The organism is Providencia sp. SP181 (genome assembly GCF_050446505.1).
Lineage (GTDB): Bacteria > Pseudomonadota > Gammaproteobacteria > Enterobacterales > Enterobacteriaceae > Providencia > Providencia vermicola.
Window position 1 is genome coordinate 394,392 of the sequence record NZ_JBBPXM010000001.1, and the last position, 23,775, is coordinate 418,166.

27 protein-coding genes are annotated in these 23,775 nt (G+C 41.5%); 2 read left to right on the top strand and 25 right to left on the bottom strand.

Annotation, left to right across the window (positions count from 1 at the left end; genetic code table 11):
• Positions 1-3 precede the first annotated feature (3 nt).
• From AABS66_RS01850 to AABS66_RS01865, 4 genes are all read right to left on the bottom strand, one after another.
• Positions 4-3,411, bottom strand: a complete 3,408-nt coding sequence (locus AABS66_RS01850) for a phage tail tape measure protein (protein WP_430224484.1) — start codon at positions 3,409-3,411, stop codon at positions 4-6.
• A 115-nt stretch (positions 3,412-3,526) separates the two neighbouring features.
• On the bottom strand, positions 3,527-3,823 hold the full coding sequence (locus tag AABS66_RS01855) for a hypothetical protein (protein ID WP_430224485.1): 297 nt from the start codon (positions 3,821-3,823) through the stop codon (positions 3,527-3,529).
• A gap of 73 nt (positions 3,824-3,896) precedes the next feature.
• A complete protein-coding gene (locus AABS66_RS01860; protein ID WP_430224486.1) occupies positions 3,897-4,868 on the bottom strand; it encodes a trypsin-like peptidase domain-containing protein in 972 nt (323 codons plus the stop codon).
• A gap of 67 nt (positions 4,869-4,935) precedes the next feature.
• Positions 4,936-5,124, bottom strand: a complete 189-nt coding sequence (locus AABS66_RS01865) for a hypothetical protein (protein WP_319867924.1) — start codon at positions 5,122-5,124, stop codon at positions 4,936-4,938.
• Between the two features lie 175 nt (positions 5,125-5,299).
• On the opposite strand from AABS66_RS01865, the gene tam reads away from it, so the two are divergent.
• On the top strand, positions 5,300-6,070 hold the full coding sequence (gene tam, locus AABS66_RS01870; protein ID WP_430224487.1) for a trans-aconitate 2-methyltransferase: 771 nt from the start codon (positions 5,300-5,302) through the stop codon (positions 6,068-6,070).
• A gap of 40 nt (positions 6,071-6,110) precedes the next feature.
• Here tam and AABS66_RS01875 read toward each other — a convergent pair whose 3' ends face one another.
• Together AABS66_RS01875 and AABS66_RS01880 are read right to left on the bottom strand one after the other, a co-directional pair.
• Positions 6,111-6,449 (bottom strand): hypothetical protein, encoded by a 339-nt coding sequence (locus AABS66_RS01875; RefSeq protein ID WP_430224488.1) that lies wholly within the window; start codon positions 6,447-6,449, stop codon positions 6,111-6,113.
• Positions 6,450-6,553: 104 nt separating this feature from the next.
• Positions 6,554-7,492, bottom strand: a complete 939-nt coding sequence (locus AABS66_RS01880) for a hypothetical protein (RefSeq protein WP_430224489.1) — start codon at positions 7,490-7,492, stop codon at positions 6,554-6,556.
• Between the two features lie 216 nt (positions 7,493-7,708).
• Between AABS66_RS01880 and AABS66_RS01885 the strand changes: the two genes are divergently transcribed.
• Positions 7,709-8,518: a DUF3800 domain-containing protein gene (locus tag AABS66_RS01885; RefSeq protein ID WP_404460652.1), complete on the top strand. Its 810-nt coding sequence runs from the start codon at positions 7,709-7,711 to the stop codon at positions 8,516-8,518.
• A gap of 174 nt (positions 8,519-8,692) precedes the next feature.
• Here the strand turns inward: AABS66_RS01885 and umuC are convergent, their stop codons facing one another.
• The 19 genes from umuC to AABS66_RS01980 form a co-directional block, all read right to left on the bottom strand.
• Positions 8,693-9,955 carry a translesion error-prone DNA polymerase V subunit UmuC gene (umuC, locus tag AABS66_RS01890; protein ID WP_430224490.1) on the bottom strand — a complete coding sequence of 421 codons (1,263 nt, stop codon included), beginning with the start codon at positions 9,953-9,955 and terminating at the stop codon, positions 8,693-8,695.
• Positions 9,955-10,368 (bottom strand): translesion error-prone DNA polymerase V autoproteolytic subunit, encoded by a 414-nt coding sequence (gene umuD, locus AABS66_RS01895; RefSeq protein WP_430224491.1) that lies wholly within the window; start codon positions 10,366-10,368, stop codon positions 9,955-9,957. The genes umuC and umuD overlap by 1 nt, the downstream gene beginning before the upstream one ends.
• Before the next feature lie 319 nt (positions 10,369-10,687).
• Positions 10,688-10,948, bottom strand: a complete 261-nt coding sequence (locus AABS66_RS01900) for a bacteriocin immunity protein (RefSeq protein ID WP_430224492.1) — start codon at positions 10,946-10,948, stop codon at positions 10,688-10,690.
• A 2-nt stretch (positions 10,949-10,950) separates the two neighbouring features.
• Entirely contained in the window at positions 10,951-12,660 is a 1,710-nt protein-coding gene (locus AABS66_RS01905) for a colicin-like bacteriocin tRNase domain-containing protein (protein WP_430224493.1), read from the bottom strand.
• Between the two features lie 121 nt (positions 12,661-12,781).
• The gene (locus AABS66_RS01910) at positions 12,782-12,946 is read right to left on the bottom strand and encodes a hypothetical protein (RefSeq protein ID WP_430224494.1); all 165 of its coding nucleotides are present in this window, start codon (positions 12,944-12,946) and stop codon (positions 12,782-12,784) included.
• Between the two features lie 167 nt (positions 12,947-13,113).
• Complete coding sequence (locus tag AABS66_RS01915; protein WP_404460670.1) at positions 13,114-13,548, bottom strand: hypothetical protein; 435 nt, start codon at positions 13,546-13,548, stop codon at positions 13,114-13,116.
• 52 nt (positions 13,549-13,600) lie between these two features.
• Positions 13,601-14,533: a phage tail tube protein gene (locus AABS66_RS01920; protein ID WP_430224495.1), complete on the bottom strand. Its 933-nt coding sequence runs from the start codon at positions 14,531-14,533 to the stop codon at positions 13,601-13,603.
• 8 nt (positions 14,534-14,541) lie between these two features.
• Positions 14,542-14,937: a phage tail terminator-like protein gene (locus AABS66_RS01925; protein ID WP_430224496.1), complete on the bottom strand. Its 396-nt coding sequence runs from the start codon at positions 14,935-14,937 to the stop codon at positions 14,542-14,544.
• The gene (locus AABS66_RS01930; protein WP_430224497.1) at positions 14,934-15,347 is read right to left on the bottom strand and encodes an HK97 gp10 family phage protein; all 414 of its coding nucleotides are present in this window, start codon (positions 15,345-15,347) and stop codon (positions 14,934-14,936) included. The genes AABS66_RS01925 and AABS66_RS01930 overlap by 4 nt, the downstream gene beginning before the upstream one ends.
• 1 nt (position 15,348) lies before the next feature.
• A complete protein-coding gene (locus AABS66_RS01935; RefSeq protein ID WP_430224567.1) occupies positions 15,349-15,735 on the bottom strand; it encodes a glutamate 5-kinase in 387 nt (128 codons plus the stop codon).
• Between the two features lie 2 nt (positions 15,736-15,737).
• Positions 15,738-16,130, bottom strand: a complete 393-nt coding sequence (locus AABS66_RS01940; RefSeq protein WP_430224498.1) for a protein singed — start codon at positions 16,128-16,130, stop codon at positions 15,738-15,740.
• Between the two features lie 9 nt (positions 16,131-16,139).
• Positions 16,140-16,310 (bottom strand): hypothetical protein, encoded by a 171-nt coding sequence (locus tag AABS66_RS01945; protein WP_404460684.1) that lies wholly within the window; start codon positions 16,308-16,310, stop codon positions 16,140-16,142.
• A 44-nt stretch (positions 16,311-16,354) separates the two neighbouring features.
• The gene (locus AABS66_RS01950; RefSeq protein WP_430224499.1) at positions 16,355-17,488 is read right to left on the bottom strand and encodes a P22 phage major capsid protein family protein; all 1,134 of its coding nucleotides are present in this window, start codon (positions 17,486-17,488) and stop codon (positions 16,355-16,357) included.
• A 90-nt stretch (positions 17,489-17,578) separates the two neighbouring features.
• Positions 17,579-18,343, bottom strand: a complete 765-nt coding sequence (locus AABS66_RS01955; protein WP_430224500.1) for a DUF6651 domain-containing protein — start codon at positions 18,341-18,343, stop codon at positions 17,579-17,581.
• Positions 18,344-18,457: 114 nt separating this feature from the next.
• A complete protein-coding gene (locus tag AABS66_RS01960) occupies positions 18,458-19,570 on the bottom strand; it encodes a phage minor head protein (protein WP_430224501.1) in 1,113 nt (370 codons plus the stop codon).
• Between the two features lie 3 nt (positions 19,571-19,573).
• A complete protein-coding gene (locus AABS66_RS01965; RefSeq protein ID WP_430224502.1) occupies positions 19,574-20,959 on the bottom strand; it encodes a DUF4055 domain-containing protein in 1,386 nt (461 codons plus the stop codon).
• Positions 20,960-20,962: 3 nt separating this feature from the next.
• Positions 20,963-22,534: a terminase gene (locus AABS66_RS01970; protein ID WP_430224503.1), complete on the bottom strand. Its 1,572-nt coding sequence runs from the start codon at positions 22,532-22,534 to the stop codon at positions 20,963-20,965.
• Positions 22,531-23,106 carry a terminase small subunit gene (locus AABS66_RS01975; RefSeq protein WP_273804178.1) on the bottom strand — a complete coding sequence of 192 codons (576 nt, stop codon included), beginning with the start codon at positions 23,104-23,106 and terminating at the stop codon, positions 22,531-22,533. Before AABS66_RS01975 ends, AABS66_RS01970 begins: the two co-directional genes overlap by 4 nt.
• Positions 23,107-23,204: 98 nt before the next feature.
• Positions 23,205-23,720, bottom strand: a complete 516-nt coding sequence (locus tag AABS66_RS01980) for a lipocalin family protein (protein WP_273804177.1) — start codon at positions 23,718-23,720, stop codon at positions 23,205-23,207.
• Positions 23,721-23,775: the final 55 nt, after the last annotated feature.

Consider the following 23,775-nt stretch of genomic DNA (forward strand, 5'->3'; position numbering starts at 1 on the left):
AATTTATTTCTCTAATAGTTTTCTCGTGTTTCCATTCGTGGCAAAGTCACGCTGAATTCTAGCCACCGCTTCATCAGCTCCTCTTTTTGCACCAACTGATGCTGCTTGTTGTAATGCTTTTATGAGTGCTTTATCTCCATTTCCATTCACAGAGATAGTTTGTTCAATAGTTTGATGAATGGTGATAGTCGCCTGAGAATTTTCATTGGTTTCAGTTGCATTGTTAACGCTCGAATTATTTGTGGTGTTATTAGTCTGGCTTGCAGGGTGAAGATATTTCATTGCATATTGATCAGGGTGTGTGCCGTTAGAAAACTCTGTCAGTAGCTTATCCAGCCGAGCTGAAGTATCTTGAGTCATTACTCGCTCGCCCTTTTCCAACAACCAAGTGCCTGTTTCTGGCACTCTATCAATACCGCTGTGAGCCATACCGGTTAAACTTAAATTTCCATACGCTCCAGTAGAAAACGCATTGACACTTGAGCTAGAACCGCCAAATATACCGCCACCACCAAACATTCCAGATACCGCATTAGTAATCTGTGCCTGAATAGCAATTCGGATTAAGTCTTTAATGATGGATTTAGACAAATCGCCAAAGAAGTCACCAATCGCATCAAACGCATTTTTAGAGTTGGTCACAATGTCAGTTAGAGCATCAGCCGAACCATCTGTAATGTTTTGCAACGTGCCGGTGATGAAACCTTCCGCTTGCTGGCTATAGTTGCGAGTATTATCAACATAATTTCTAAGTCCTTCCTCAACCCCGTTTTGCCAGTTAAAACGCAACCCATCAATATTGGCCTGATGAACTTGCATCATAACCAAACGCTTATCGAGTTCGTTTTTGATGACTTGAGTTTCTTTATCGTACTGTTCCTTTGTGATACCTGTTGATTTGTCGTTAAACTGTGCAGTTAGCGCTTCCTGTTTCTTCAAGTATTCCTCTTTAAGCCTTAACTCCTCTTGTAATCGACCTCTAGCCAGCGTTCCCATACCAGCGCCCTTAAGCTCCATATCATACGCTCGCTGAGCCTGTGCGGTTTCTTCCATGAGTTGCTTGTTGTAGGCGGCTATTTTGACTTCGGCTTCACGGTTTTTGATGTACTGTTCTAATTGAACGTTTTTATCAAATTCAGCCTTAATCAACGCCTCATTGGCAAGCAAAGACTTCTGGTCGGCTGTGAGTTGTTTCTTCCCTTTGATTTGAGCTATTTCATCAAGAAATTTAGCTCGAGCCTGTTCTTGTGAACCAAGCTTGTCATTCGTCTTACTTTGTAGGTTTAATACAGCCTGTTGTTCTTTCAGGCTACCGATTAGCTTTTGAGCGGCAGATTCAGAATAAGTAGCATTTTTAGATTTAGTTAACTCCCTTTGTTTTTCAAGGTTGTCATACTCAATCCCTGCTAACCTAATAGCTTCTTTAATACCTTCAGGATTAGCGCCCGATCTCATTGCAGCTTGTTCCGCGGCTAATTGAGCACGTGCTTTACCTGTTTTCTCTGATAATTCAACCTGCTGCTTAAGACCTTGGATAAATTTGTTGGCATCATCACCGCCGTAATTCAACAATAATGATTGAGCGTTAAACTGCTTCATTGCATTCGTAGTAATGCCAATTTTTTGAGCGAGGAATGCTTGTGCATCTGAAAGTATTTTTACTTTAGGTTCTAATGTGTCTAAAGCATCTTGCTGCTGGCGAGCGGCTTGCATTTGTTCTTTAAAACTTAATGTGAGCTGTTTATTTACCTGCGTTTGAGATTCTTCCGCCAGAGAAAGTTTAGTAACTATTATTTGTCGTTCTGCATAGGCGAGTTTCAAATCGTCAGATGCTTTCTTAGCGGCCTCTACTGCCTCTTGCCTATCCCATGAAAGCCCCTTACCTGAATCAACAACCTTCTGCGCTCTTTCATATGTGCCCTTGAGCTTTTCGATGCCTTCATCTGCTGTAGCTAAGTCCTCTTTAAGTTGAGTAATATTTTTAATTAATTTAACTGACGCCGCATCTAGTTCAATCTTATTAAGCTTTTTTAGGTTACTAATGAGATCAGGTATTTCATCAGTAAATGCACGAGTTTTCTCTCTAGCTTGCTCCGCTTGCTGCCAGTAATAATAAATAGCACCACCGGCTATCATTGCTGCACCTAATGGTCCACCAATTAAATTTAATGAGCTTTTAAGAAGACTACTTGCAATATTTGCTCTATTTTTAGCTGCAGCTAATTCATCAGTTGCCACTGTCTCCGCTTTGGTTGCTGCTGTCAGTACTGCTGTTTGATTTGCTAACTGAGTTTTCAGTGATATACGCTGAACTTCTGTAGCTGCAGCTGCTTGCTGTGCTTTTGTTGATTCAACCGCCGCTAATGCCACTGCTTTTTCATTTTGAGCTTGAATTAATGTCGTCCTTGCAACGTTAACTTTATCTACAGCTAGCTTTCTATTAGCTATAGCGTTATCAGCCAGTTTTTTTGTATTATCGTAAATACTAGTAGTTAGATTTCCTACATAACGAGCTGCGCCAATTCCGACTAAGGCAGTTAATGTTGTAGCTACTTCATCAAAATTATCACTAATACTCGCTAGTCCTGCCGACATAGAGCGAGTAATACCAAGGCTTTGGTTCATTTCGCCGTAATAGGCTTTTACTGAGTTGGTTACACGAGTAAATCCATCTGCAACTGTGTTATCCATGCTGTCAGCTAAAGCGTTATTTGCATCTTTCGCCGCCATTACTGCATCAGCGAATAATTTAAACGAGATCTTACCTTCCGCTGCTAATTTCTTGACTTCCATTTCGGTGACTTTAATACCACCGTTTTGCTTTTCTAACTGTTTAGCAATATCACCTAGTAAAGTAGGCGTGGCATTCATTATCGAGTTCCAGTTTTCACCAGCCACCTTGCCTGCAATCATCGATTTATTAAGCGCATTTTGCATCGATAGAACTTCATTTACGCTTGATGCGTTTGCAGTCATTGATGATGATAATGATTCTATATAATCAATTGTTTGCGTGGTGTTATATCCAAGTTCTTGCATTGATGTTGCGGCACCAATGTATAACAACTGGCTATCTTCGATATTCTTACCATTACGGTTACTGATAACTAAAAGTCGCTCTTGAATATCAGTATAACTTTTGATGTCACCCTCAACCGATTTAAGTGTATTTTTCATTCGAGCAGCAACCTGCCCCCACCCGTCCGCCATTTTGATTACTGACGCAATAGACATCGCGCCCGCGGCTGATGCTGCTAGACGCTTGAATGAAAACCCTAATTCATCAGTTGAGCCTGACGCTTTATCACCCTGCTCCGTTAAACGCTCCAGTGATGTTGCCAGTGTGTCTGCATTTCTTTTTGCGCCTGTGCTATCTAATATGATCGCAAGGCGCGAGGTTTGTTCTGCCATAATTACTTTCCTCTAGAAAAAAGAAAGCCCCGTCAATTTGACAGGGCTGTTAGCTAAAACGAAAAACCCCGCTTATTAGCGAGGTTAATTTGATTAATTCATTAGGGGTTATTGATTATTTAGTATTAATTCCAAAATAATCATCTAATCGATTTACATTCTCACAGTATTCTTTCTCATCATCTGGAACTTGTCCATTTTTCATCCATAAGTCACATGACCTAGATACCTTTCCGTAACTATATGCTCCAGTCATAGCCATATGAACTAGCTTTTCACATTCTGTTTTATCACTGTGTTTTTTACATATCCATTCTTTAAGTTCATTCATATCATCAACACCATCTGCATTTGCAGGCATTGACAGGAATGAACCTAATACAAAAAAAGCACTTAATAAGATTTTCTTCACGCTACCTCCTACTGGTTTTAATTAATGGTAGCTAATCATTGGCGTAATTGGGAGCAAATTAACTGGCTAATGCCTATTTTAAAGCCCCACAACAATGTCTAAATTTTTTACCGCTTCCGCAATCACATGGGCGGTTTCTTCTCATTCGCGTAGGATCATTTTTATCAATCTCAATACTTTCAACAATTCCGCTCACAGTTTTATAATAATTTTCACTTATATTATCCACTATTTTTTCAAAACCTAAGATTTCTGATGCGTGAATAACATAGCCTAAATTCATTGTCGTTTTACTAATTACTGTTTTAGTTTCTTCTGTTGATATTTCAGTATCTATTATCTCACCTTCTACGGAAAAAAGAGGCCCTCCCCACAATATGCCTAAAAGAGCAACTCTGCTTCCAAAAACTATCTCTCCATTTTTATCTATATAGTTGCCAATATTAGCTAAAAATACAGGGGATCCACTAGAACCATTAAAGCAAGCCGCATCAATTACAAATTCAGGTCTACCGTTGTATTTAATTCTCGGGTGTGTCGCTGTTATACCTTTTCTGATAATTGGTAGATTATTAATTTTGTCCCATAAGGAGTTGGGATATCCAATCATCACTATATCTTCAAATGCAGATAAGCTTTCTAGTAATTCGTCTTTGGCTATAAATTCTTGTTCAAGTATTGTGAAGAAAAATTCATCTCCTTCTTTTTTTGAGGCATTCAATGCCTGAGCTAATGGAAGCAAAGCTAAATCAACATCATTATCTGGATGCCCATGCCAGTAATCACTGGCGTCCTGAAAGATGATAACTTTATGCTTTCCAATATCAGGCTTTCCTTTTTCTTTTAGTCTTGTCAGGGTTATTCTGATTTCATTTGATTTTTTTAACACATGCCTATTAGTTATAACTGTTAAAAATGTACCCTGTTTTCTTTCGAAACCAAATACAAATCCAGTCCCTGTTGATGTTGTGCCATCAGTGTTTTCACAATAAATTCGCACAGTACAGTGTAACAAATGCCCTAATAGATTTTTCACATTATCCATATTGTGCCTTATAGAAATGAGTTAACTTTTCTATAATATTCGCATCAACCAAGAATCAATACACGACTTATTTTTCTTTGCTCAACTCTTGAACCTTCGTTTCTAATTCCACGATTCTTGCAGTTATAGTTGAAAATATTTTCGTTAAATGTGGGTCTTCAATAAAAACACCACCACCCTCAAGTGGTATACCAATACTATTTGCATCAGTTTTGCTGATAAAACCGTTCTGTTTATCCATTATGATTTTATTCATAATTACCTCATAAGTTTTAATTTATACAAAGCAAAAAACCTCAATCAAGAGGCATGATGTGTGATCTGGATTACAAGCCCAAGGACGGGCTAGTCTTGCACTACAATTGTTTAACGCTATGCCATAATTGTGCTAACTTCTATTCGTTATTGGGCAATTCAAACGAGGTTATCCCATGCCAGATTGGAATCCAAAGCTTTATTTGCAATTCAAAAATGAAAGAAATCGTGCTTCACTAGATCTAATTCAACACATTAATCACCCTCAAGCTGTTTTTATCACTGACTTAGGGTGTGGCCCGGGTAACTCAACAAAAGTGCTACGTAACACATACCCATCGGCGCACATAACTGGTATTGACAATTCACAATCAATGCTAAAAGAAGCTCAAGCCAGTTTACCTGAGTGTTATTTTGAAAATGTAGATATGTCCGAGTGGAACCCCCTACACAAACAAGACATTATTTTTGCAAATGCTTCACTTCAGTGGCTATCAGGTCATCAAGATCTAATTCCTCACTTCGCTTCGCAGTTAAATGAAAATGGAGTGCTGGCTATCCAAATGCCAGATAATTGGAACGAGCCAAGCCATGCACACATGCGCAAAATTGCTAGCGAATTTAAAATATCAGAGCTAGATAGGGAGTCTATATTAACAACACATGATTACTATGACTTATTATCGAAATCAGGGTGTGCCATTGATATGTGGAGAACCACTTATTATCACGTCATGCCATCAATCACATCAATTATTGACTGGGTTAAAGGCACTCGGCTTCGACCATACCTAGAAAAGCTAGATGAAGCAGCGCAAGGCCAGTTTATTGAAAAATATCATCGCTTACTTACAAACTCTTACCCTGCACAGCACGATGGGAATATCTTAATGCCATTCCCTAGATTGTTTATTGTTGCCAGAAAACAAAAAACACCTGATAAATAACAAGCTTCGCACTAATTAGCCCAAGGACGGGCTAGATTAGCTATTGAGCGATATAATCAGCGGTCAATATCATTATATTTCCACCATATCCGTTGCAATCAATCCTGACTACATGTTTGGGTGTCCATGTTGTTAATGTATACGTATATTTAAGGTTACTTATTGATGTTAATTTATGCTCCATTGCACCAGATGTATAAATAGCCGCCACTGATAGCTTACATAAGTCATAGCGCATTTTTTCAGCATAAATAAAATCCCAATCACCATAATTAGACCTTTTTTCATCTGCTACTAATGAGTTAATACTATTGCTCGAATGTGCATTAAAACCAAAGCTAGCAATCATTAGCAAGCTAGCAACTACGTATCCTTTCATCTCACCATTCCATCAATTAGTTTCAGTAATGTTTGCTCAGCGGGAGTGCAAATTGAAGCAAACAAAAAACCTGCCGAAGCAGGTCTAGTTTAAATTCCAAATCGCTACTCTGTGGCAAAGAAGTACGTTTTACCTTCTTTTATTACCATGGCTGGAAGTCCAAATTTATACATTGGCTCAAAATAAAAAACAAACCATGGTGGTAGATTTTCACTTAATTTTTGTGCGATTATCATTTTTTTTCTTTGTAGAACCACATCACTAGCAATTGTTCTCGTAGGCATTTCGACTGGATAAATATTTATGCTTGATGGTAGCACTCTGTCATCATTCCTAGGTGTAAATAAATAATTCTTTCCTGTGCTATTTGATGGCAAGAATGATGGTGTTGTATACATTCCTCGAGGAAAACCTTGTGAGATATACACACTTGAGCATTCGCGTTTTTCTTGTTTTTTCCGATCTGGAATATCACATATTATATTTTTATCAAATTGGTCAAAGTATATATCCGCCAATCTTGTAGTTTGATTATAAGTACCGCTCATTGCAGCCTGTATAATGCCAGTGTCTCCACCATAACCATCTTTGTTATTTTTATCTTTGTATCTATTATTTGCGTTACCATATGCTTTTCTCACTGCATTTTCCATTGTAACGACAACTAATTCTCTTGCATCTTCTGGATTTGCAGCTAACTCACTTGGAACCCAAACAAAAAGACCTCCTATTTCAAAATCCTGTTTAGACCAACCGACGTTATAGCTTGGCATCACAGAAGAGAAATCGACAAGACTTAAATTGTGCTCTTTGTCACTTAAGTCTTTCCATTTCCATTCTGCATTGCCAGATATATTCTTGGCTATATATTCATCCTTAACATCTTTAAATGATTCTTTTTTTGCAGCAGTAGATATGTTCCAAGCGTCACTGTGCTTAGCATCATACTTATACTCCCCCATGGTTAAATCATGGACATTTGATAAAACTGCTGTACATCCAGTAATTAAGAACGCAAATAAAACCACCAATCCCTTTTTCATACATCACCATATTTTAGTTAAGTACGCGAATACTAGAATAGATGCAGAGTTCAGGCAATAAAAAACCCACCGAAGTGGGTTGGTGATACATGTTGGTTACTCACAGTGCTGTGAAGCGACGCTAACTCATAAGTAATCTTTATTGTAATAAACTCTCAAATGATCAATATTAAGTCATATCAACTGATTAATTCATATGCACATGTGATTGGTGACATGACAACTAGTGAAAATAACCCAGGCAAATTAATTTGGCATGTTTCCTGTGATGAATCAGGAATAGATGGCCAGAAATATTATGGATTTGGCAGCTTATGGATGAAATATCAGCGCCGTGGTGACTTTGTACGATTAATTAGAGAGTTAAGAGAAAAACATGGCTTTTTCAATGAAATTAAATGGCAGAAGGCCCACGCAAAAAAGAATGCAGAGTTCCATGCAGAACTGATTGATTTTTTCTTTAAGCATCCGTGGCTAGCATTTCACTGTATTATTATTGAGAAATCAATCGTAAATAAAGCATTGCATGATGGGGATTATGACCTAGCAATGAGGAAGCATTTTGGCACCCTTATATACGCTAAAATTAACAATGTCATTTCAGCACATCCAGACAGAGACTGTGAGTTCAGAATAGAAGTCGACCCACTCCCTTCTCGCTACAAGAAGGCGGACGAAGCATTCCATGTTATATGCAATAATAGGCTAGCAAAAAGACACGGGAAGAAAAATATCATATCTACCGTTGTAACCAAAGATTCAAAATCATCAGAACACATCCAAATTGCTGATTTCTTACTTGGCTCTGTGATGTGCGCATACCAAGGGAAAGCATCTTCCGAAGCTAAGCTCGCTGTATCTGATAATGTTGCCAGTTATCTTGGATGGGACACGATGCTTCATGATACATGGAACAATGAACGGAAATTTAATATTTGGACATTTCATGACCCTACAAGGGGCTCTAGAAGGGTAGAAACAAAAGCAGTAAATCTCAAATACAAGCTTCCAGATAGGAAGAAGTGATGCCGACCTCACAGCCAGCATGGTTGGAGTTCCAGTCAATCGACGAAGTGACCAACTAGGCGGGATCATTTCTGGGGGCCGCCTCCGCATTCCCAAAACCTTTAATTCAATTCCTATAAATTAGCTTATATGCCAGTTAATTTCAATGAGCTGACTCGAAAAAATAACACGTCGTCAAGATTTAACCACAGGCAGCTCATCGAAATTTGTTGTGTACGCAGGTGACAGCATTTCGCGCTTCATCTGGTACCCGCTATCGCCGCCTTTCGCGGCAAACCAGACTTTGCCTAGACCACTATTGTTTATCGCGTCTAATGTTTTCATCAGTTCATCACCATTCTTAAATGGCTTCTGAGTCGAGAACATGTCGAACTGAGTAATATCTGAATCTGTGAAGTCGGACAGCATTATCCCTGCCTTGTAGTACCGATAACCGTCTCGCCATATGGAATCCAATCCACGCATGGCAGCATTGATGATGTCCCGCGTGTCGCTGCTATGGTATTCAAGCTTGATGCTCGCACTATTGGCGTAATCTTCACCTGATGCATGTCGGCTAGTTTGGATAAACATGCCAATGATTCGGCATCGCTGCTTTTCTTCGCGTAGCTTCTCTGCTGCACGTTCTGCGTAATCACAAACGGCCTTGCGCATAGTTTCTATATCTAAAACTTTCTTACCGAACGAGCGAGAACATAGTATTTGCTGCTTCACTTTCCTGACTTCTTCAAGTTCAATGCAGGACTCGCCATTAAGCTCTCGGAGTGTCCTTTCTAGTGTCACACCAAAGGTTTTACGTACTGTGGCCACTGGCGCATTGGCTAAGTCTAAAGCAGTATAGATACCCATAACTCTTAACTTGGTTGAGATTTTACGACCAATGCCCCACACTTCCTCAATCGGAATAAGTGACAGTAATTTTCTCTGCCGACTTCTATCAGATAGCTCAACAATACCGCCCGTTTTCTTCCACGTTTTAGCTGCATGGTTAGCAATCTTCGCGAGTGTTTTAGTTGGGCCAATTCCAACACCCACGGGTAAATGAGTTCGCTGCAATATCGTTGATTGAATCTCTCGACCGTACTCTTCTAAGTCGAATGTATGGGCCATACCAGTGAAATCAAGGAACGCTTCGTCTATCGAATATATCTCTAAGCGCGGGGCATACATTGATAACAAAGACATCACTCTATTGCTCATGTCGGCGTACAAAGCATAGTTAGAACTAAATATGTTGATGTTGTTTTGTCGGTAATAACTTCGTCGCTCATAGTAGAGCTCACCCATTTTCACGCCAAGTTTTTTGGCTTCAGAAGAACGAGCAATCACACAACCATCATTGTTGCTCAGTACGATTAGTGGCTTTCCCGCTAAGTCTGGCCTAAATACTTTCTCGCAGCTTGCATAAAACGAATTAACATCAACTAAGGCAAACATTACTGAGCCTTGTGAATAATGAATGTGACCACACCAAATATCTGTAAATCCTGCGAATCTCCGATGAGTATCGGCGAATACTCAGGATTCATTGGCATCAACATAGGCGGATGAGACTTCAGTCTCTTTACTGTGAATTCACCATCAACGCTAGCGATAACAATATCCCCATCCTTTGCCGCCAACGCGCTATCGACAATAACAACGTCTCCATCGTTAATATTTGCATCAATCATCGAATTACCTTCGACGCGTAACATGTACGTACTGTCAGGATGCTTAATCAGCGTACTGTTAAGGTTTATCCTCTCTTCCATATAGTCAGCCGCAGGTGATGGAAACCCCGCAGGCACACGGTCTAGGAAAAGTGGAATATTGATAATTGACTCGGAGTCGATAAGTTCTAGCTTCATGATGCACCAAATATAACTGTGTTTATATACAGTATATTCTAAGCATTTAAGTTGTAAAGATCATTTTTAGGAACTAAAACAATACACGCATACACAATAAAACCTGTTTAGCGCACATAAATACTAGGGTATTACCGCACTATTTTTTATGTATCAATTCTAAAGCTTTTGACTCCATCAGTTGGATGTCTTTAAATACAGCCGCTTTATCTTTGACGTTGAGTAAACTCATTACCTGAAATGGCAGGAGGATAAGCATCAACAATTCATCCTTAAATTATTGATGCTTTATATTAAGCTATTCCATTAGCTGTAGTTTTTAACCTTTCTTGAAACCAGGCTTACCATTTTTAGCTCGCCACTCTTTGACAACCTTTAAAATACCAACTGGAGAATCATCGGCGCCATCCTCTGGATAGTAAATAAGATCACTTCCACTCGGATGTTCTGTTACTCTCTCAAAGTGAGTCACAAGCTTAATTTGCTCTTCCTCATTTGCTGTATCTGCATTACAAATAATTGTTAAAAACTTTAAAAATTCAGATTCTGTATAATCAGTAATATTATTTTTTAGTTCCATTATTATTTACCTCTATGGATATCAATATGTCTTTTAGGGGTAGTAACTCTTAAATTGTCCATGTCATAGACTTCTCCCCCTTCACTAATTGGGTTGTCATGGTGCAACTCATGTACCTTTCTACCACCAACTTGATCTTTTTTCCTAGCAAAAGGTGAATACCCTTTAGAAACGAGAGTTTTATTATTCTTACTAAGGTTTTTAATCAACTCTGGAAATTTTGATATTTCATCCCAGATAGCTTTCCTGAACTCATCAAAGCTGTTGAATTTCTTCCCTCGTAATTTATTAGCCACTTGCTCTGGAATAGGGGCACCATTTTCTTTGCCAGCATCATTAAGCCATTTATCCCCAACCTTTTTACCTTTACCTGTAGCTGTGCCTGGCTTTTTACGCTTTTCTTCCTTTTGTTTTTTATCCTTTGCTTTTTTCTCTTTAGCCTCAGCTTTTTTTCGTTTTTCTAAAGCTATAGGGAGCTCTTTGTTAATCGTGTTATTTAAAGCAGTTAAGTGCCCTTTGGCTTTATTTAATTCATTATTCTTGTTTTTAATATGCTTTTCATAACTCTTAACCTCAGTACTCCAGCTAGGCCCCCATTCATGAGGAGGGTTATAAGTAACAAAGAAGTCAAGTTGTCTTTCTGCTTCTTTAACAGCTTTTTCTGCATTTAAAATTGCTAGCTCAGCTGCTGGAATCGCCTTTTTAGCAAGTTCAATTTTATTTTTTAGAGCAACTATATTTTTATCTTCTGCATCCAATGCTTTCTTCGCATCTTCATACTCTAAAGTAGCAGCTTCAATTGGATTATGAATTTCCCAATCAATTTTCGCCGTTTCCGCTTGTTTTTTTTCTTCTTCCTCAGTCAGATTTTTGGAAATGGAGATATAAATGGGAGCATGGTCACCACCGAAATCAACAATCCCTTGATATGTCTCAGACGTTACACTCGGAATAACCGATTCAGGCTTAACATTGTCATAAGACGGAGTTTTAAACGATTTACTCGGCTTTTTATCAGTCATGCCAATCTGTAATGCCGGCTTCCCTGGTGCAATTTCGACAGAATACACACCTGGTCGCCCAGTTTTTTTAGCTTGCACCACATTGACTTGCTGAGGGTTTTTAGTCATTGCGGGCGTAACTTTATTCTTTTCTGGCGAAACAACCTGTTCAACCACAACCTTAGCCTGCACTGTTTTTTGACGAGAAATATCTTTAACGGGCGTATCTGTCACGATGCTGACAGGAAGCGCTGTTAATGAATATGTTTGACTTTGTAATTTCTGATTAGCGACTAAATTGGCTAATTGTTGCTGATGTTCCCGAAAAGCGGGATCAATAGTATCTAAAGCAATTGGAGACGGTGAAAGTAAAGCACCAACGGCAGTTAAACGACCAGCCATCGGTAAGCTACTCTCCAACAATCCTGCCAAACGAGCAAAAGGAGAAGTGAGCGCAGTCGTATTAATTGTAATACCCCAAGTCCCCTCAACTATCGCTATTTGGGACGGAATAGTCATCAACATGGCGGAAGCGACTGATTGTTTTTCAGGCGTTTTGCTAAAATTTACTGATGAGTTGTTCCCACCACTGCCTGAGTTACCACCGTTACCATTGCCCTCAGGACCAGTTCCTTTTCCACTGTTATCATTCCCACCGAATGGATCATTCTCTGAACTCCATCCTGAGCCATCTGAAGCATGTACACCCATAAAAATTTCCTTTTTTTATTAAAAATCCGTTTCAAACTACTGTACAAATATACAGTTTAATAAATATAAACCTAATTTATGAATAAGTCAAAATACTAATAAATATTATTTTTTATTTGCATTATCTTTTGACTTCCCTTTCCTGCTCCCTCACCCACTCTTCACGAAATAAATCATCAAGCGCAAAAATAGCTACATCAAACTCTTTGCGGCTTATGGCTGTTGGCCTTGCAGATAGGTATCTATCGATATCAGTAAGCGATAGTGGAAGTGGACATCCTGACATTCCTGTGTAACGACGACCTCGCGAAATTAAGCCATAAGCAACCAATAGCTCATTCGTTACACCGCCAAACTCTGGCGCAGGTATGTCAGGCAGTCCGAGTTGCTTTCGCTTCCATCTTGCCTTATCCCCAAGTTCACCGCCGAACTCAGCTAGCCACCCCTGAGCCTCTAGTGCTTTTTTACCGTTTCGGCTACTTGTTCAGACTCTTCTTTGCCTAGTTCAATTGCGGTATTAAGAATTTTCCAGTAAAACTCGGGGTTTTGTTTTAATAGTATCGCCCCACGCTCAGGCGTGTATTCAATGGCGACTTGTTTACCTTTCGCACTCAGCTCACCCACACCTTGCCAATCTTTCAACAAATAACGTGCGGTTGTGGCCATTAATAAATCATCAGGCGTTTGAGTGATATCAATTTTGGTGATGTCAAACTCGGGTGTGCCTACGTTCATTTTGTTATCAAGTCGGTCAATATGGCGGTAGATAGTTGCGCTTGTTGTGCGGTAATTTTCATTTTCAATTGAACCCACGAGCAATTTCACGCCTTCTTGCGGTTCAATCCATTTTGTTACTTCTAATTTTGAATCTTCATTGAGAATTAGCATTAGTTTACCTTTAGCGATAAAAAGCCCGAATCAACGGGCTTAAAGTGTTATATTACTTACCCGATTCAACCACTGGCGGGATACGTGTAATGGTTGGCGGTGTGTCTGCAGCAGTGATATTGAGTTGAACCTGAATAATGTCAGTATTGCCACCATCTGGCCAATCACCATCAACCTGTACCGCTGGGAATAAAAACGTATAGCCCCCTTCCGCATTTTGCAGCGTGAACTCAAACGGGATAGTTTCACCAGTTAATGTTTTCTTCCAAATTTCCCATGCCGCTTTAGACCAGGAGAGCGTAATGCTGCCTGATGGGGTAAAGGTGGTCGGGATATTCGCCCCCGCAAAGGGTGTTCCAGTACCAATACAGCGCTGAACCTGCATATTGTTGTCAAAGTTCAAGCTAAATGAATCAACACAGAAGCCATTACCACCTTGAATACCATTGAGCTTAAGATTAGTGACCTCTTTAAAGCTGTAACGCAATTTGCCCGCATTATCGACTGGTTCAGTATGGTATTTAGTGCCATCACCTTTCGAGTCGAACCCAAGCCCAGCAAAGGTGATCGAGACTGTTACGTCACCATCCGCAGGCGTTTCGAGTTGCATTGCGCCAACCTGACAACCGCGAGCAATTGACGCGACACCAATGTCAGCGGCAAATGTTGCTAATGAGAAAGTGATCCGCTCATTGCCCATTGTTAAGGTATTGCTTACCCACTCAGCGCCAAAGCAAGATGCTAAAAATGCATCATGTTGCCCATAGCGAAACTTAGCCCCGATATCGCCGCCTACGTCGACGGTGGTGAGTGACTTGCCTTGCGCCATGCGAGAGCCACCAATTTCGTCATTATCAGACGTATTTTGTGTGGGTTTTACGCCATAACTTGTTCGCGTTAATAAATCCCACTTGCCACTTGTCGGAGTGACACCCGTTGTTGTCTCACGGATAAACGCCGTGATGACCTTAGCACCTGATGACATTTAGCCTCCTATAGTGCGCGATATGGAATAGATAAATTTAGTTGATACCAGCCATGCCCTTCATCACCAACATCATCAGCAGACACCGAAAAGTAATCCAATTGACCGTCTGTTTGGTTCTCAAATAAATCTTTCAGTTTGTCTGCCGTTTGAGTGATAAAAAGCGTGCCTGTTTCCAAGGGAACAAATAATTGAATAAATGCTATGCCGGTACGATGAACCACAGGACCACTTCCAATTTCTTGTGTGCCCGATAAGCCATACTTGATAGTCAAACGTGCCCAAATAGATTTCCCCGTTGGGTCATATGGCTTATCGTTGGGATATCTCACATCGTTTTTAGCAATAGCGGTCTGCGCCGTCATCCGTTGAATGATGGCGTTTCTAATTTCCGTTAATGTCATTTGTATGCCTGTGCTATGCTTTCGAACGACAATCGATAAACACCCTCTGGCGCTTGACCAGAATGACCATTTTCAAGACTTGAAGCATAGGGAAGATTGTTTTGAATATAGATGACAGGAAAACGCTCGCGACTGGCTTCGCCTATTTTACCAATACCTATCGAATACGCCTGTACACCACTGCTTGAACCACGCTCTAACTTTGCCCCTCCCGTAAAGCCTGTTTCGCTGTAATCAGGATGTTGAATGCTCACCGCGTTGTTATTGCGAAACCGCCCCGTATCAACTGGTGAGCGTTGCACAATCTCAGTCAGTAACTGTATGGCGATAACTCGCATTTTTCGGTTTACATCGGCCTCAACAAGCCCCGCAAATGCGGAGGGAGGAATAGACCAACTTTGCTTCGCCATATTATCCCCCTCTTAATTGAATAGAGTAGGTCGCCCCTGTTGGGTCAGTCCCCACCGATTTAACGATGTACGCTCTCAACTCATGAGTTACAAGGTCCTTTGTCGTAATGGTGTGGTTAACTTGAGGTATTCCAGTGACTTCATTGGTTAATGCGGTAAGTTTTAAATCCCCCATGAGGATATTCACGTTATCGATTTTTGACGTCGCATAGCGCGATAAAACACCCCGCCCTGAATACTCAATAACCGTATCAGTGCTGGTTTCTGTTACGGGGTCCCAATCATCGCCCTTGATAATATATTTCCCATCAAAAGCGTTGACAGCGTCCGCGAGGTCTTCATCAAATACGGCAGCTAATTCAGCTTGTAGTTCGTCACGAAGTCCCATCATTACCCCCTACGCAATCGAACTTGGTGAGTGTTAACCCCGTATTGGCTAAGTAATGCTAACGCCAGTTGCAAATCGGGATCTAAACGTGTTGTACTGCCTGAATTCAACTCCGCATAGGATTTAGATACTGAGGCTCCATCTGCATCAACTTTTTTACTGGTCAACGACCCCATATCCGATTGCTGGTAAAGTTTACCTTTAGAAGCAACCTCAGCCGCATAAGCGCCTGCTTGTTTTATATCATCAGGAATGTCACCATGACCAAAATCACGAAGGTTCAGTGAGGTTAGCCACGTGTTGGCCGATAGCACGGATTTAGGCTTTTTAGCCTCATCAGTCCAATCAGCCCCCAGTTTTAAATCGACATCCTCAATCGTGATATATTCGACCATGAAATGCCCTTACTTAGCCTGCCAGCCCTCATTCGTCCAGCGTTCAACTTCATTGGGATGAACATCTGCATCAATACCACCCCGAGTCATCACAACCAGCTCAATGCTTTTTTCTTGCTGTTCATCGGGCGTTTCATTTGACTGTTCTACATCCGCTTTTTTATTCGGTGCCTTGGCCATATTCATTTCTCCAAAGAAAAAAGGAGCCAGAGCCCCTTTATGATTTAACCCAAGATAATGCAGCTGTGCTCTGCCTTAACAGGCGCAACACCCCATGACAGACCAACTTCAAAACGCACTTGGCGGTATTGGCGATAAAGTGCCACTTGGAAAGTGATACCTGATACAGGGTCTGTCACATTCATGACATCATTTGCGGTATCGCCACCTTCAGGCATTGCAGGAGTACGTGCTGCTAGCAAGAATGCGTTACGGTCAAAGGCCATATTGGCAGTGTAAGTTCCAAGAACAGTAATAACCGTGTCATCGGCTAAGTCCTGACGTAAACCAGGAGCCACTAAGGTGATAGTTGATGCTGTCGCTACCGCAACAACATATTGATGATCATCGTTTTCAAACGTGACAACATCACCCGCTTTAAACCCACCTGTGCCTGTATCAACGGCAATGAGAATATCACCCTCTTTCTTCTCACCATTGACCAAATAACCCGTAGCTGTCGAAGCGTGTTTTTTAACGCCCGCCGATTCGTGGATATTAAAGCCCTCTAAGCGACCGATAATACCTTCACGCAATAGCGCATCAGTGCCCGATTCGTTCACTTTAAATAGAACAGACTGCTTACCTCTCAAATTAGCAATTGCAGAAGAACCCAACACCATCTGTAAATCAGTGGTTGGTGACCCGTTATCACTCATAACTTGTCGTGCATTTGCAGCATCACTTAAATCACCCGCTACACCAAACGGTGTCGTTCCAGCCTTGCCGACTGCGCGAGAGGTTGCGTAATAAAGTGCGCCAAGGTCAGCATCTACCTCATTGGATAGTGCTCGGAATGCCTGCTTGAATTGGTCTGCAAGAATTGTGTTATAGGTTCCCGCTGGGCCTAATGCGAGTTGTTCCTCACCATTCCATTTGACAGGTGCCATTTTTGATTTGGTAATTTTGACTTCCACACTACCAATTGTTTGGTCACCATCATTTGGGGCGGTTGTACCTGGTTCAATATCTACTGTGGTTGCTGCAGGTGCGACTGGCGCTGTGACTGAAGTTCCTTTCGCTGCTGCATCCGCTTTTGCGTTACGTGATACTGCAGGGATAAAGCCGACTTGTTCGCGAGAGACGGTGTCTAGCGCGGTGTAAATAGTCGGGATAAGCCCTGTTAATGTATTGGACATGTATTATTCCTTATGGAGTTAAATATGATTTATTTTTTGATGGCCTATCCAGACCTAGCGATGCCCATCATCCGAAAGGCATCAGGAGGGTTAATCTACGATTGTTACTTTATCGGCTAATGCCGCACTTTTAGCTGACGGGTCAAGTGAATCAAACGCTGAGCGCTTCATTGTCTTTTGCCCTGCTTGGTGCTGACTTGCTTTTGACCCCATGCCGCTGTTATCAGAGGCCTTTAAAATGTGGTCTTTCTGCGGATACTGTTCCACTAAGAATTCTAACGCTTCATCAAATCCTGCTAACTCACCTGGCTTAGCACGAGAATAGATTTTGTTACCTGACGGGTCATAGGCTACGACATTGCCGTCTTCAATTTTGAATGACTGACCGAAACGAGCTTGAACAAAATCAGCAGGAATGGCCATTTTGTCAGTGATGAATTTAGAGCCAGCAAAGCTGCCGCCAATCATTGAGTTATAAAGCTGCTCTTGGAGTGTATTAGCCTTGCTGTTTGCTTCATCCAGCTGCCCTTGGAATGATTTGGTAATATCAGCTCTGACCTGATCCACTGCACCTGCATCAATCAATTTCTTTTGGTCGATTTTAGTTAACGTCTCAATAGCTTCTAACGCTTTTTTCGGGTCTTCAATACCCGCGAATTTAGCCAGATTCGCTTCCGCCGCTTCTTTGGCTTCACGATGTGACTTTGCCTCACCATTCAATGAAGCAATTTTGCTAACCGCTTGCGCCGCATCGAAACCGATTTCTTTACCATCATCGTGCTGATAAATAGGAAAGCCTTTATCATCAATTTCAGCATAGCTTTTGCCATTCACTTCGATTGTTTTTAACTTCATTTTATCTTCCTCGCCTTCCGGCTTTAAAAGGTCATCCGACCGTTCGTTATGGGTATCCGCCGAATAACAGGTATAAAAAAAGACCCCGTTAGGAGTCTTGGTAATCAATTGGTTTTACAGCCCAGCGCGACGAAACGCTTCACTGTCTATTCGTTTAAGTTGCTCTAGTGATAAATACTCACCTTTGTCGGTATAAAACTCATCAAACGATAAGCCACCGTCACGCATGAGTGAGGCGCGAGTTTTACCCAGTATTTCATTTTGCCTATCTGACTTTTGGTTTTTCAGCCAATCCGAATAATTAATCTCTGAGGGGATTTGTCCATCCATACTGGCTCTGGAGCTATCAGGAATATCGCGAATATCAAGGCCTAACTCCTTTGCCGATTTCAAAACAAGCACCTCAGTCGAACGGCAACAAAAATGTAGTTTCCCTGGTCCTTGCAGATACGGAATTTTATGGCCAATCGGTTTGTTGTCCATTGTGTACATGAGCTGATCACGAATTCGGCATTCGGGGGTTGTTCGATTATCTAACGTTGATATCCAGCGTTTGCCTTTCACGATATCACTGTTTGCATTAGCAAAATGATCGCGGCTCACGGATGCCATATGCCCTAATGCCGTTTTGGTAATGCTAATGGCATTTGAACGGCTTAATTGCAATGCGCTATCCTGATAGCCTTTATTGGCATGACCGCGTACCTTTCGGGCTATCTGCTCGGTGGTATCACCCAACAAAAAGCCCTGCCTCACCACATTTGATATTCTGGCCATGCGATCTGCTTCAAGGTTCTTCATCCAACCTTTCAATAATCGCCCTTGAAATGGTTGAGACATTGCAGCGGAATAGGCTTGTTGTGCAGAGATACTCTGCAGGGAAACCTGCTTAATAACTTGCTCAGGGATAGCGGTAGTAAATAACGACAACTGATAACCAGCTTCGTGTTGTGCAAAAGCTAACATTTCACTAGATAAGCTAGCCTGAATAGAATCAATCGCCTGTTTATTGACTTCTCGCACACTACCCAACAGGCTTTCTAATCGCTCTACAGTGAAGCTCTTAGCATCTAGTCCGTCCATCGCCACCAACAACCGAGCCACTAGCTCAGCATCACTCTGGTTAAGTAAGTTAACTATTCGCTTAGCTACGCCAGTGCTGTACCGACTGACCCAAATGGCGTGAGCAATACTTCCATTTTGGATAAAGTCATTTGCTGTCGCCATACGCTACTCCATGAATGAGGGGGCTTGATTTTTTAACTCATCAATAACCTCTTCTGGCTTAGTATCCTGGTCAATTAAACCTAACGCTTGTAATGCGCGAGTCGCGTCAATACGACGAATATCCCCACCTTGGCGCAAGGCTTGAACCGCCAGCGCGGCTGTCGAGTTGATCTCTTTATCACTGATTTCTAGCTCGGTTCTGACATCCACATTACCGCCGCTTGGCAAACCTTTATATTCAGCAAAGATTTGTAAAATGTTATCAAGCGCATCCTCAAGCGAAATAGCCATCGTGTAGAGTGGCGAGTTTTCCTGCATTTTCTCTTCGTTGGTTTGCTCGACAGATTTTGTTGATGTGTTGTCACCCTTAATCAGCTTTGCGCCCGCTTGGCGCATTTGCTGCTCTAAATCGGCAATCGATTCTTTACCAGCACCAATTGCAGACCCAGAGTGTTCTACATATTCAAGGCCCGCTTTAGTCTTATCGTCAAACTTAGTGGCCGATGATGAGCCGATAGTGAGTTCCGCACCGTCATTCAATCCATAGGCAACCAGTAAAGGGACCCGTGCAACGTGCAAAATATTGTCTTGCTCGCTTTGGCTCTGCCAGTGTTTGATATTCAAGATTGCTAAATTGAGTAGTGGCGGTGACCCACGCATAAACCCAGTGCGCTTTGTATAAAGTGTAACGAGAGGAATATCGTCACGTGACGTTTTCCATTCTTCATGTGGTACCCACACATCGCTACCGTTATTGCCTTTATTTCGACGGTAAATGACAACCTGACGGGGCATAATGTGGCGTATTTGTTCCACCTTTGTTTGACCGAAGTCATCACCATCCACCGTGATAATTTCTTTCACTCGCAATTCAGTTAAGTATGTTTTCCCACCTTTGGTTTCGGATTTCCAACCAATAACCTGTCGAGGATTGAGCATGGTTACATACGGTCTAGCGCCAAGTTTCTTTTCATCACTTTTGGTTTTTACTGCGTTTAAATCCGCTCTCGGATAATCAACCAAAGCATGTGCCAAGCCGTACTGTAATGAAATACTGAAAAATTGTTGCGCCCAGACATCAAGGCGGCTCCCCTCCATGTCAACATCGGTGGCGATTTCTATCACTTCTGGTGGGGTTTCCTCACTCAACACTATAGGTGCCGCGAGAACACGCCCCACATTTTGATTAATGGTTTCCTCGTAAGCGGGAAGTAACGTTGCTGTCGCTAACCTTTCCTTATATGAATCGTTCTCTTCATTAGGCCACTTAGGCATGTATTGCTCACCTAATGTGCGCATGTACAACGTTCCGCCCATTAAGGCATCGTTGATATCCCAAGCCTCAACCATATCGTTATAGTCAAGGTTGGGAGTTGAAATATCAGGCATGATTTATATCCTAAGTTTAGTTACTGTTCCGGTAGGTTTATATGGCTTATGGAGAACGCGATAACGTGTGCTATCCCAGTCATGATCTTCTTGCTCGGTATCTACATCATCAGGGTTTTTAGAGTCGCGAACTAAAACAGGAACTCGACTGATCCAGCCTCGGCAATAGTCAAAGACATAAAATGCCGCCTTTTCTGGTATGCCTGACTCTTTTTTCTTGCCTTCAATCACGGCCTCGAGCATATCGGCAAAAAGTGATGCACCATTAATACGGGAGCCAGGGTTTTTATTTGCCATCATCCATTCGACACCTTGAGCCTCCATTTTTTGTGCAATGGAGTCCTCGTCATCGTTAGGGGTATAAATCGAGTTATCAGCAGGACCTTTAATCACCTTTTTACAGATATTAGGCATAATATTCATTTGTCCCTGAGTAATACCGTCTTGGATTATTTCGCTAGGGATAACGCTATCTAAGCCAGCCAAGCGCTCATCAATCCACTTAATGCCTTTAGCGACGTTAGTTGACGACATGTTCAACCCTTTGTTGAGTTCATCAGGCGGGCACCCATACCACTCGCCAATCAAAATTAATGAACCCGCAGGAGGGCAAAATATACGACCATCAGGTAACGAGGCTTCGGTTCCATCCGATTGCGCCCACCATAAGTTAGAAAATGGTTTTGACTCCCCCCAGTCATGGGAGCGGTCAATCGTCCAGCTATCTGGAATTCGAAACGGCTTAATAACGTGGTGTGTTGCGTTCCAAAGATGGTCAAACCGTCCACCGCTCGTCACATCCCAAGAGCCTTCTACCCATGCTTTTTTACGGTTAGGGTCTTTAATACTCATGAGCGTGGCGATGTATTGGGGATCTAAATATGGGTTTTCTTTAAATGAACCATGAATGGCAACGCGAGTTAATGTAATTTCTTCGTCGCGCTCAGTTTGGGGATTAAATACTTTTTGTGTTTCCCGAATCACCGTTCCACGAGGCTTAGGCTCGATAAATCGTTTTTTCACCCATGTATGACCAATCCCAAAAGGATTGGTGGTGCTGAATGTTTCTAGCGGTATCGGTTTTAGCAATGCACCATTTTCAAGTGGGTAATCTTCCGGTCTAAATGATGACCGACGACAAGAGAACATCGCTTCATAGAAATCGGCTGATTTTTGCTTGGTTAATTCGTTAAAGCCAATGAACGGGAACTCTTGCCCATGATAGTCCCAATAATCGTCCGCTTCTTTACCAAATCGGAATAGCAGCTCTTCTCCTGTAGGCCATACCCAACGTAATTCAGAGGCTGAAGCAAGAAAGCGAGCGCCATCTTTAAACAACCGATACATACGCTTAGATTGAGTAATGATATCTGCAAGATTTTTGTATTCCGTATCAAATATGATACCGCGCCAAAATGAACCGTAACCCACTCCGACATTGCGCCTAAATCTCGCTAATTGGGCCGCGGTTTTACCAGGACCTCGCGTGCCTTCATACAGGATTTCATTGCATGGGCAACTTAATGATAATGACTGCGAACCAGGTAAGGGTTTCCATACTACGTTGTAATTCATCCACCTAATACCTCACCCTGTTGCTGCTGTGCAGCCTTTTCCCAATCATCCACATTGGTACATGATGGAACTGGCATAATGTTGTGTGTCGCTTCAACTTTCTGCTCAATCTGTTCTTTGAATGCTTGTACTTTGACGTGCTTACCAAGTAGCTCAAGATTTTTCACTTTGTCAGGCCATTTGATCTTCTTCATGATACCAACCAAGTCACGCTCACCATCTTTGGACTCAAACATTTCAGCTAAGTCCATGCCACTTAATGACGTACGCCAAACTTTAGGCCACTCATGAATAGGCTTAATACCCCCGTCATCGTGAAGAATATCCAACACATCCATTTGGTCTATATCGACTAAACGCTTAAGCACGTAGTCAGCATCGATATCTAGCCTTTCGCTACGCCTATTCATCAGCTCTTGGATTCGTTTTTCAATGTCAAGTTTTGACAATAATTGAGCTGCTATTCTGTTAGCAGTTTTTTCGCTGTACCCCGCACGTATAGCCGCCTGAGTAGCGTTTAAGTCTACGAGGTACTCACGACAAAACATTTCTTGTTTATCGTTTAGTGCCATAGTTTATACCCAATAAAAAACCCGCACGAGGCGGGTCATATATTTCACTTCTTGAATTTTCAATAAAAAATATCAAAGCAGATAATTAAGAGGTAGTTCTATTGAAATATCAATATTTGCTTCCTATCAAAACCATGGTTACTTGCAAAGCTAAGGTATTCATTTAATAACTCTGGTGGCATAGTTGGCGTGCGAGATAAAACCCATAGATAATCTTTATTAGGCCCAACAACTAATGAATATTGATAGTTTTCATCAAGCTTAATAATATTATACCCACCGTAAAAAGGACCAAAGAAAGAAACTTTCAAAGCTCCTACATCAGAAGATTCAACATAATAGGCTTTCCCCACGCTTTCTTTCCATTTTTTATTCTCTGAATCCCACCCTCTATTCACTACTTTTACACCTCCGTCACCACGAAGAGAATAGTTAGCTGAGACCTTGATTAATCCTTTTTCAAATCGATTATCGATTCGGGCTATCTCATGCCATTCACCAAGGTAGCGAGATAAATCAAAATTCTTAACTGGTGATATATCCTTTGGTACTTTAACACTGCATCCGTTAAGTAAAAGCATGCTTAAAAACATAAAAACTGACTTTATCTGCATTGTAACCTCACTAAATATCACCGATAAGATACTTTCGCATAAAAAAGGTCTCCGA

What these genes read in the sequence shown, in the direction of transcription:
- AABS66_RS01850 (WP_430224484.1), bottom strand. Translation starts at nt 3,411, where the DNA reads ATGGCAGAACAAACCTCGCGCCTTGCGATCATATTAGATAGCACAGGC.
- AABS66_RS01860 (WP_430224486.1), bottom strand. Translation starts at nt 4,868, where the DNA reads ATGGATAATGTGAAAAATCTATTAGGGCATTTGTTACACTGTACTGTG.
- AABS66_RS01865 (WP_319867924.1), bottom strand. Translation starts at nt 5,124, where the DNA reads ATGAATAAAATCATAATGGATAAACAGAACGGTTTTATCAGCAAAACT.
- tam (WP_430224487.1), top strand. Translation starts at nt 5,300, where the DNA reads ATGCCAGATTGGAATCCAAAGCTTTATTTGCAATTCAAAAATGAAAGA.
- AABS66_RS01875 (WP_430224488.1), bottom strand. Translation starts at nt 6,449, where the DNA reads ATGAAAGGATACGTAGTTGCTAGCTTGCTAATGATTGCTAGCTTTGGT.
- AABS66_RS01880 (WP_430224489.1), bottom strand. Translation starts at nt 7,492, where the DNA reads ATGAAAAAGGGATTGGTGGTTTTATTTGCGTTCTTAATTACTGGATGT.
- AABS66_RS01885 (WP_404460652.1), top strand. Translation starts at nt 7,709, where the DNA reads ATGACAACTAGTGAAAATAACCCAGGCAAATTAATTTGGCATGTTTCC.
- umuC (WP_430224490.1), bottom strand. Translation starts at nt 9,955, where the DNA reads ATGTTTGCCTTAGTTGATGTTAATTCGTTTTATGCAAGCTGCGAGAAA.
- umuD (WP_430224491.1), bottom strand. Translation starts at nt 10,368, where the DNA reads ATGAAGCTAGAACTTATCGACTCCGAGTCAATTATCAATATTCCACTT.
- AABS66_RS01900 (WP_430224492.1), bottom strand. Translation starts at nt 10,948, where the DNA reads ATGGAACTAAAAAATAATATTACTGATTATACAGAATCTGAATTTTTA.
- AABS66_RS01905 (WP_430224493.1), bottom strand. Translation starts at nt 12,660, where the DNA reads ATGGGTGTACATGCTTCAGATGGCTCAGGATGGAGTTCAGAGAATGAT.
- AABS66_RS01910 (WP_430224494.1), bottom strand. Translation starts at nt 12,946, where the DNA reads ATGTCAGGATGTCCACTTCCACTATCGCTTACTGATATCGATAGATAC.
- AABS66_RS01915 (WP_404460670.1), bottom strand. Translation starts at nt 13,548, where the DNA reads ATGCTAATTCTCAATGAAGATTCAAAATTAGAAGTAACAAAATGGATT.
- AABS66_RS01920 (WP_430224495.1), bottom strand. Translation starts at nt 14,533, where the DNA reads ATGTCATCAGGTGCTAAGGTCATCACGGCGTTTATCCGTGAGACAACA.
- AABS66_RS01925 (WP_430224496.1), bottom strand. Translation starts at nt 14,937, where the DNA reads ATGACATTAACGGAAATTAGAAACGCCATCATTCAACGGATGACGGCG.
- AABS66_RS01930 (WP_430224497.1), bottom strand. Translation starts at nt 15,347, where the DNA reads ATGGCGAAGCAAAGTTGGTCTATTCCTCCCTCCGCATTTGCGGGGCTT.
- AABS66_RS01935 (WP_430224567.1), bottom strand. Translation starts at nt 15,735, where the DNA reads ATGGGACTTCGTGACGAACTACAAGCTGAATTAGCTGCCGTATTTGAT.
- AABS66_RS01940 (WP_430224498.1), bottom strand. Translation starts at nt 16,130, where the DNA reads ATGGTCGAATATATCACGATTGAGGATGTCGATTTAAAACTGGGGGCT.
- AABS66_RS01945 (WP_404460684.1), bottom strand. Translation starts at nt 16,310, where the DNA reads ATGGCCAAGGCACCGAATAAAAAAGCGGATGTAGAACAGTCAAATGAA.
- AABS66_RS01950 (WP_430224499.1), bottom strand. Translation starts at nt 17,488, where the DNA reads ATGTCCAATACATTAACAGGGCTTATCCCGACTATTTACACCGCGCTA.
- AABS66_RS01955 (WP_430224500.1), bottom strand. Translation starts at nt 18,343, where the DNA reads ATGAAGTTAAAAACAATCGAAGTGAATGGCAAAAGCTATGCTGAAATT.
- AABS66_RS01960 (WP_430224501.1), bottom strand. Translation starts at nt 19,570, where the DNA reads ATGGCGACAGCAAATGACTTTATCCAAAATGGAAGTATTGCTCACGCC.
- AABS66_RS01965 (WP_430224502.1), bottom strand. Translation starts at nt 20,959, where the DNA reads ATGCCTGATATTTCAACTCCCAACCTTGACTATAACGATATGGTTGAG.
- AABS66_RS01970 (WP_430224503.1), bottom strand. Translation starts at nt 22,534, where the DNA reads ATGAATTACAACGTAGTATGGAAACCCTTACCTGGTTCGCAGTCATTA.
- AABS66_RS01975 (WP_273804178.1), bottom strand. Translation starts at nt 23,106, where the DNA reads ATGGCACTAAACGATAAACAAGAAATGTTTTGTCGTGAGTACCTCGTA.
- AABS66_RS01980 (WP_273804177.1), bottom strand. Translation starts at nt 23,720, where the DNA reads ATGCAGATAAAGTCAGTTTTTATGTTTTTAAGCATGCTTTTACTTAAC.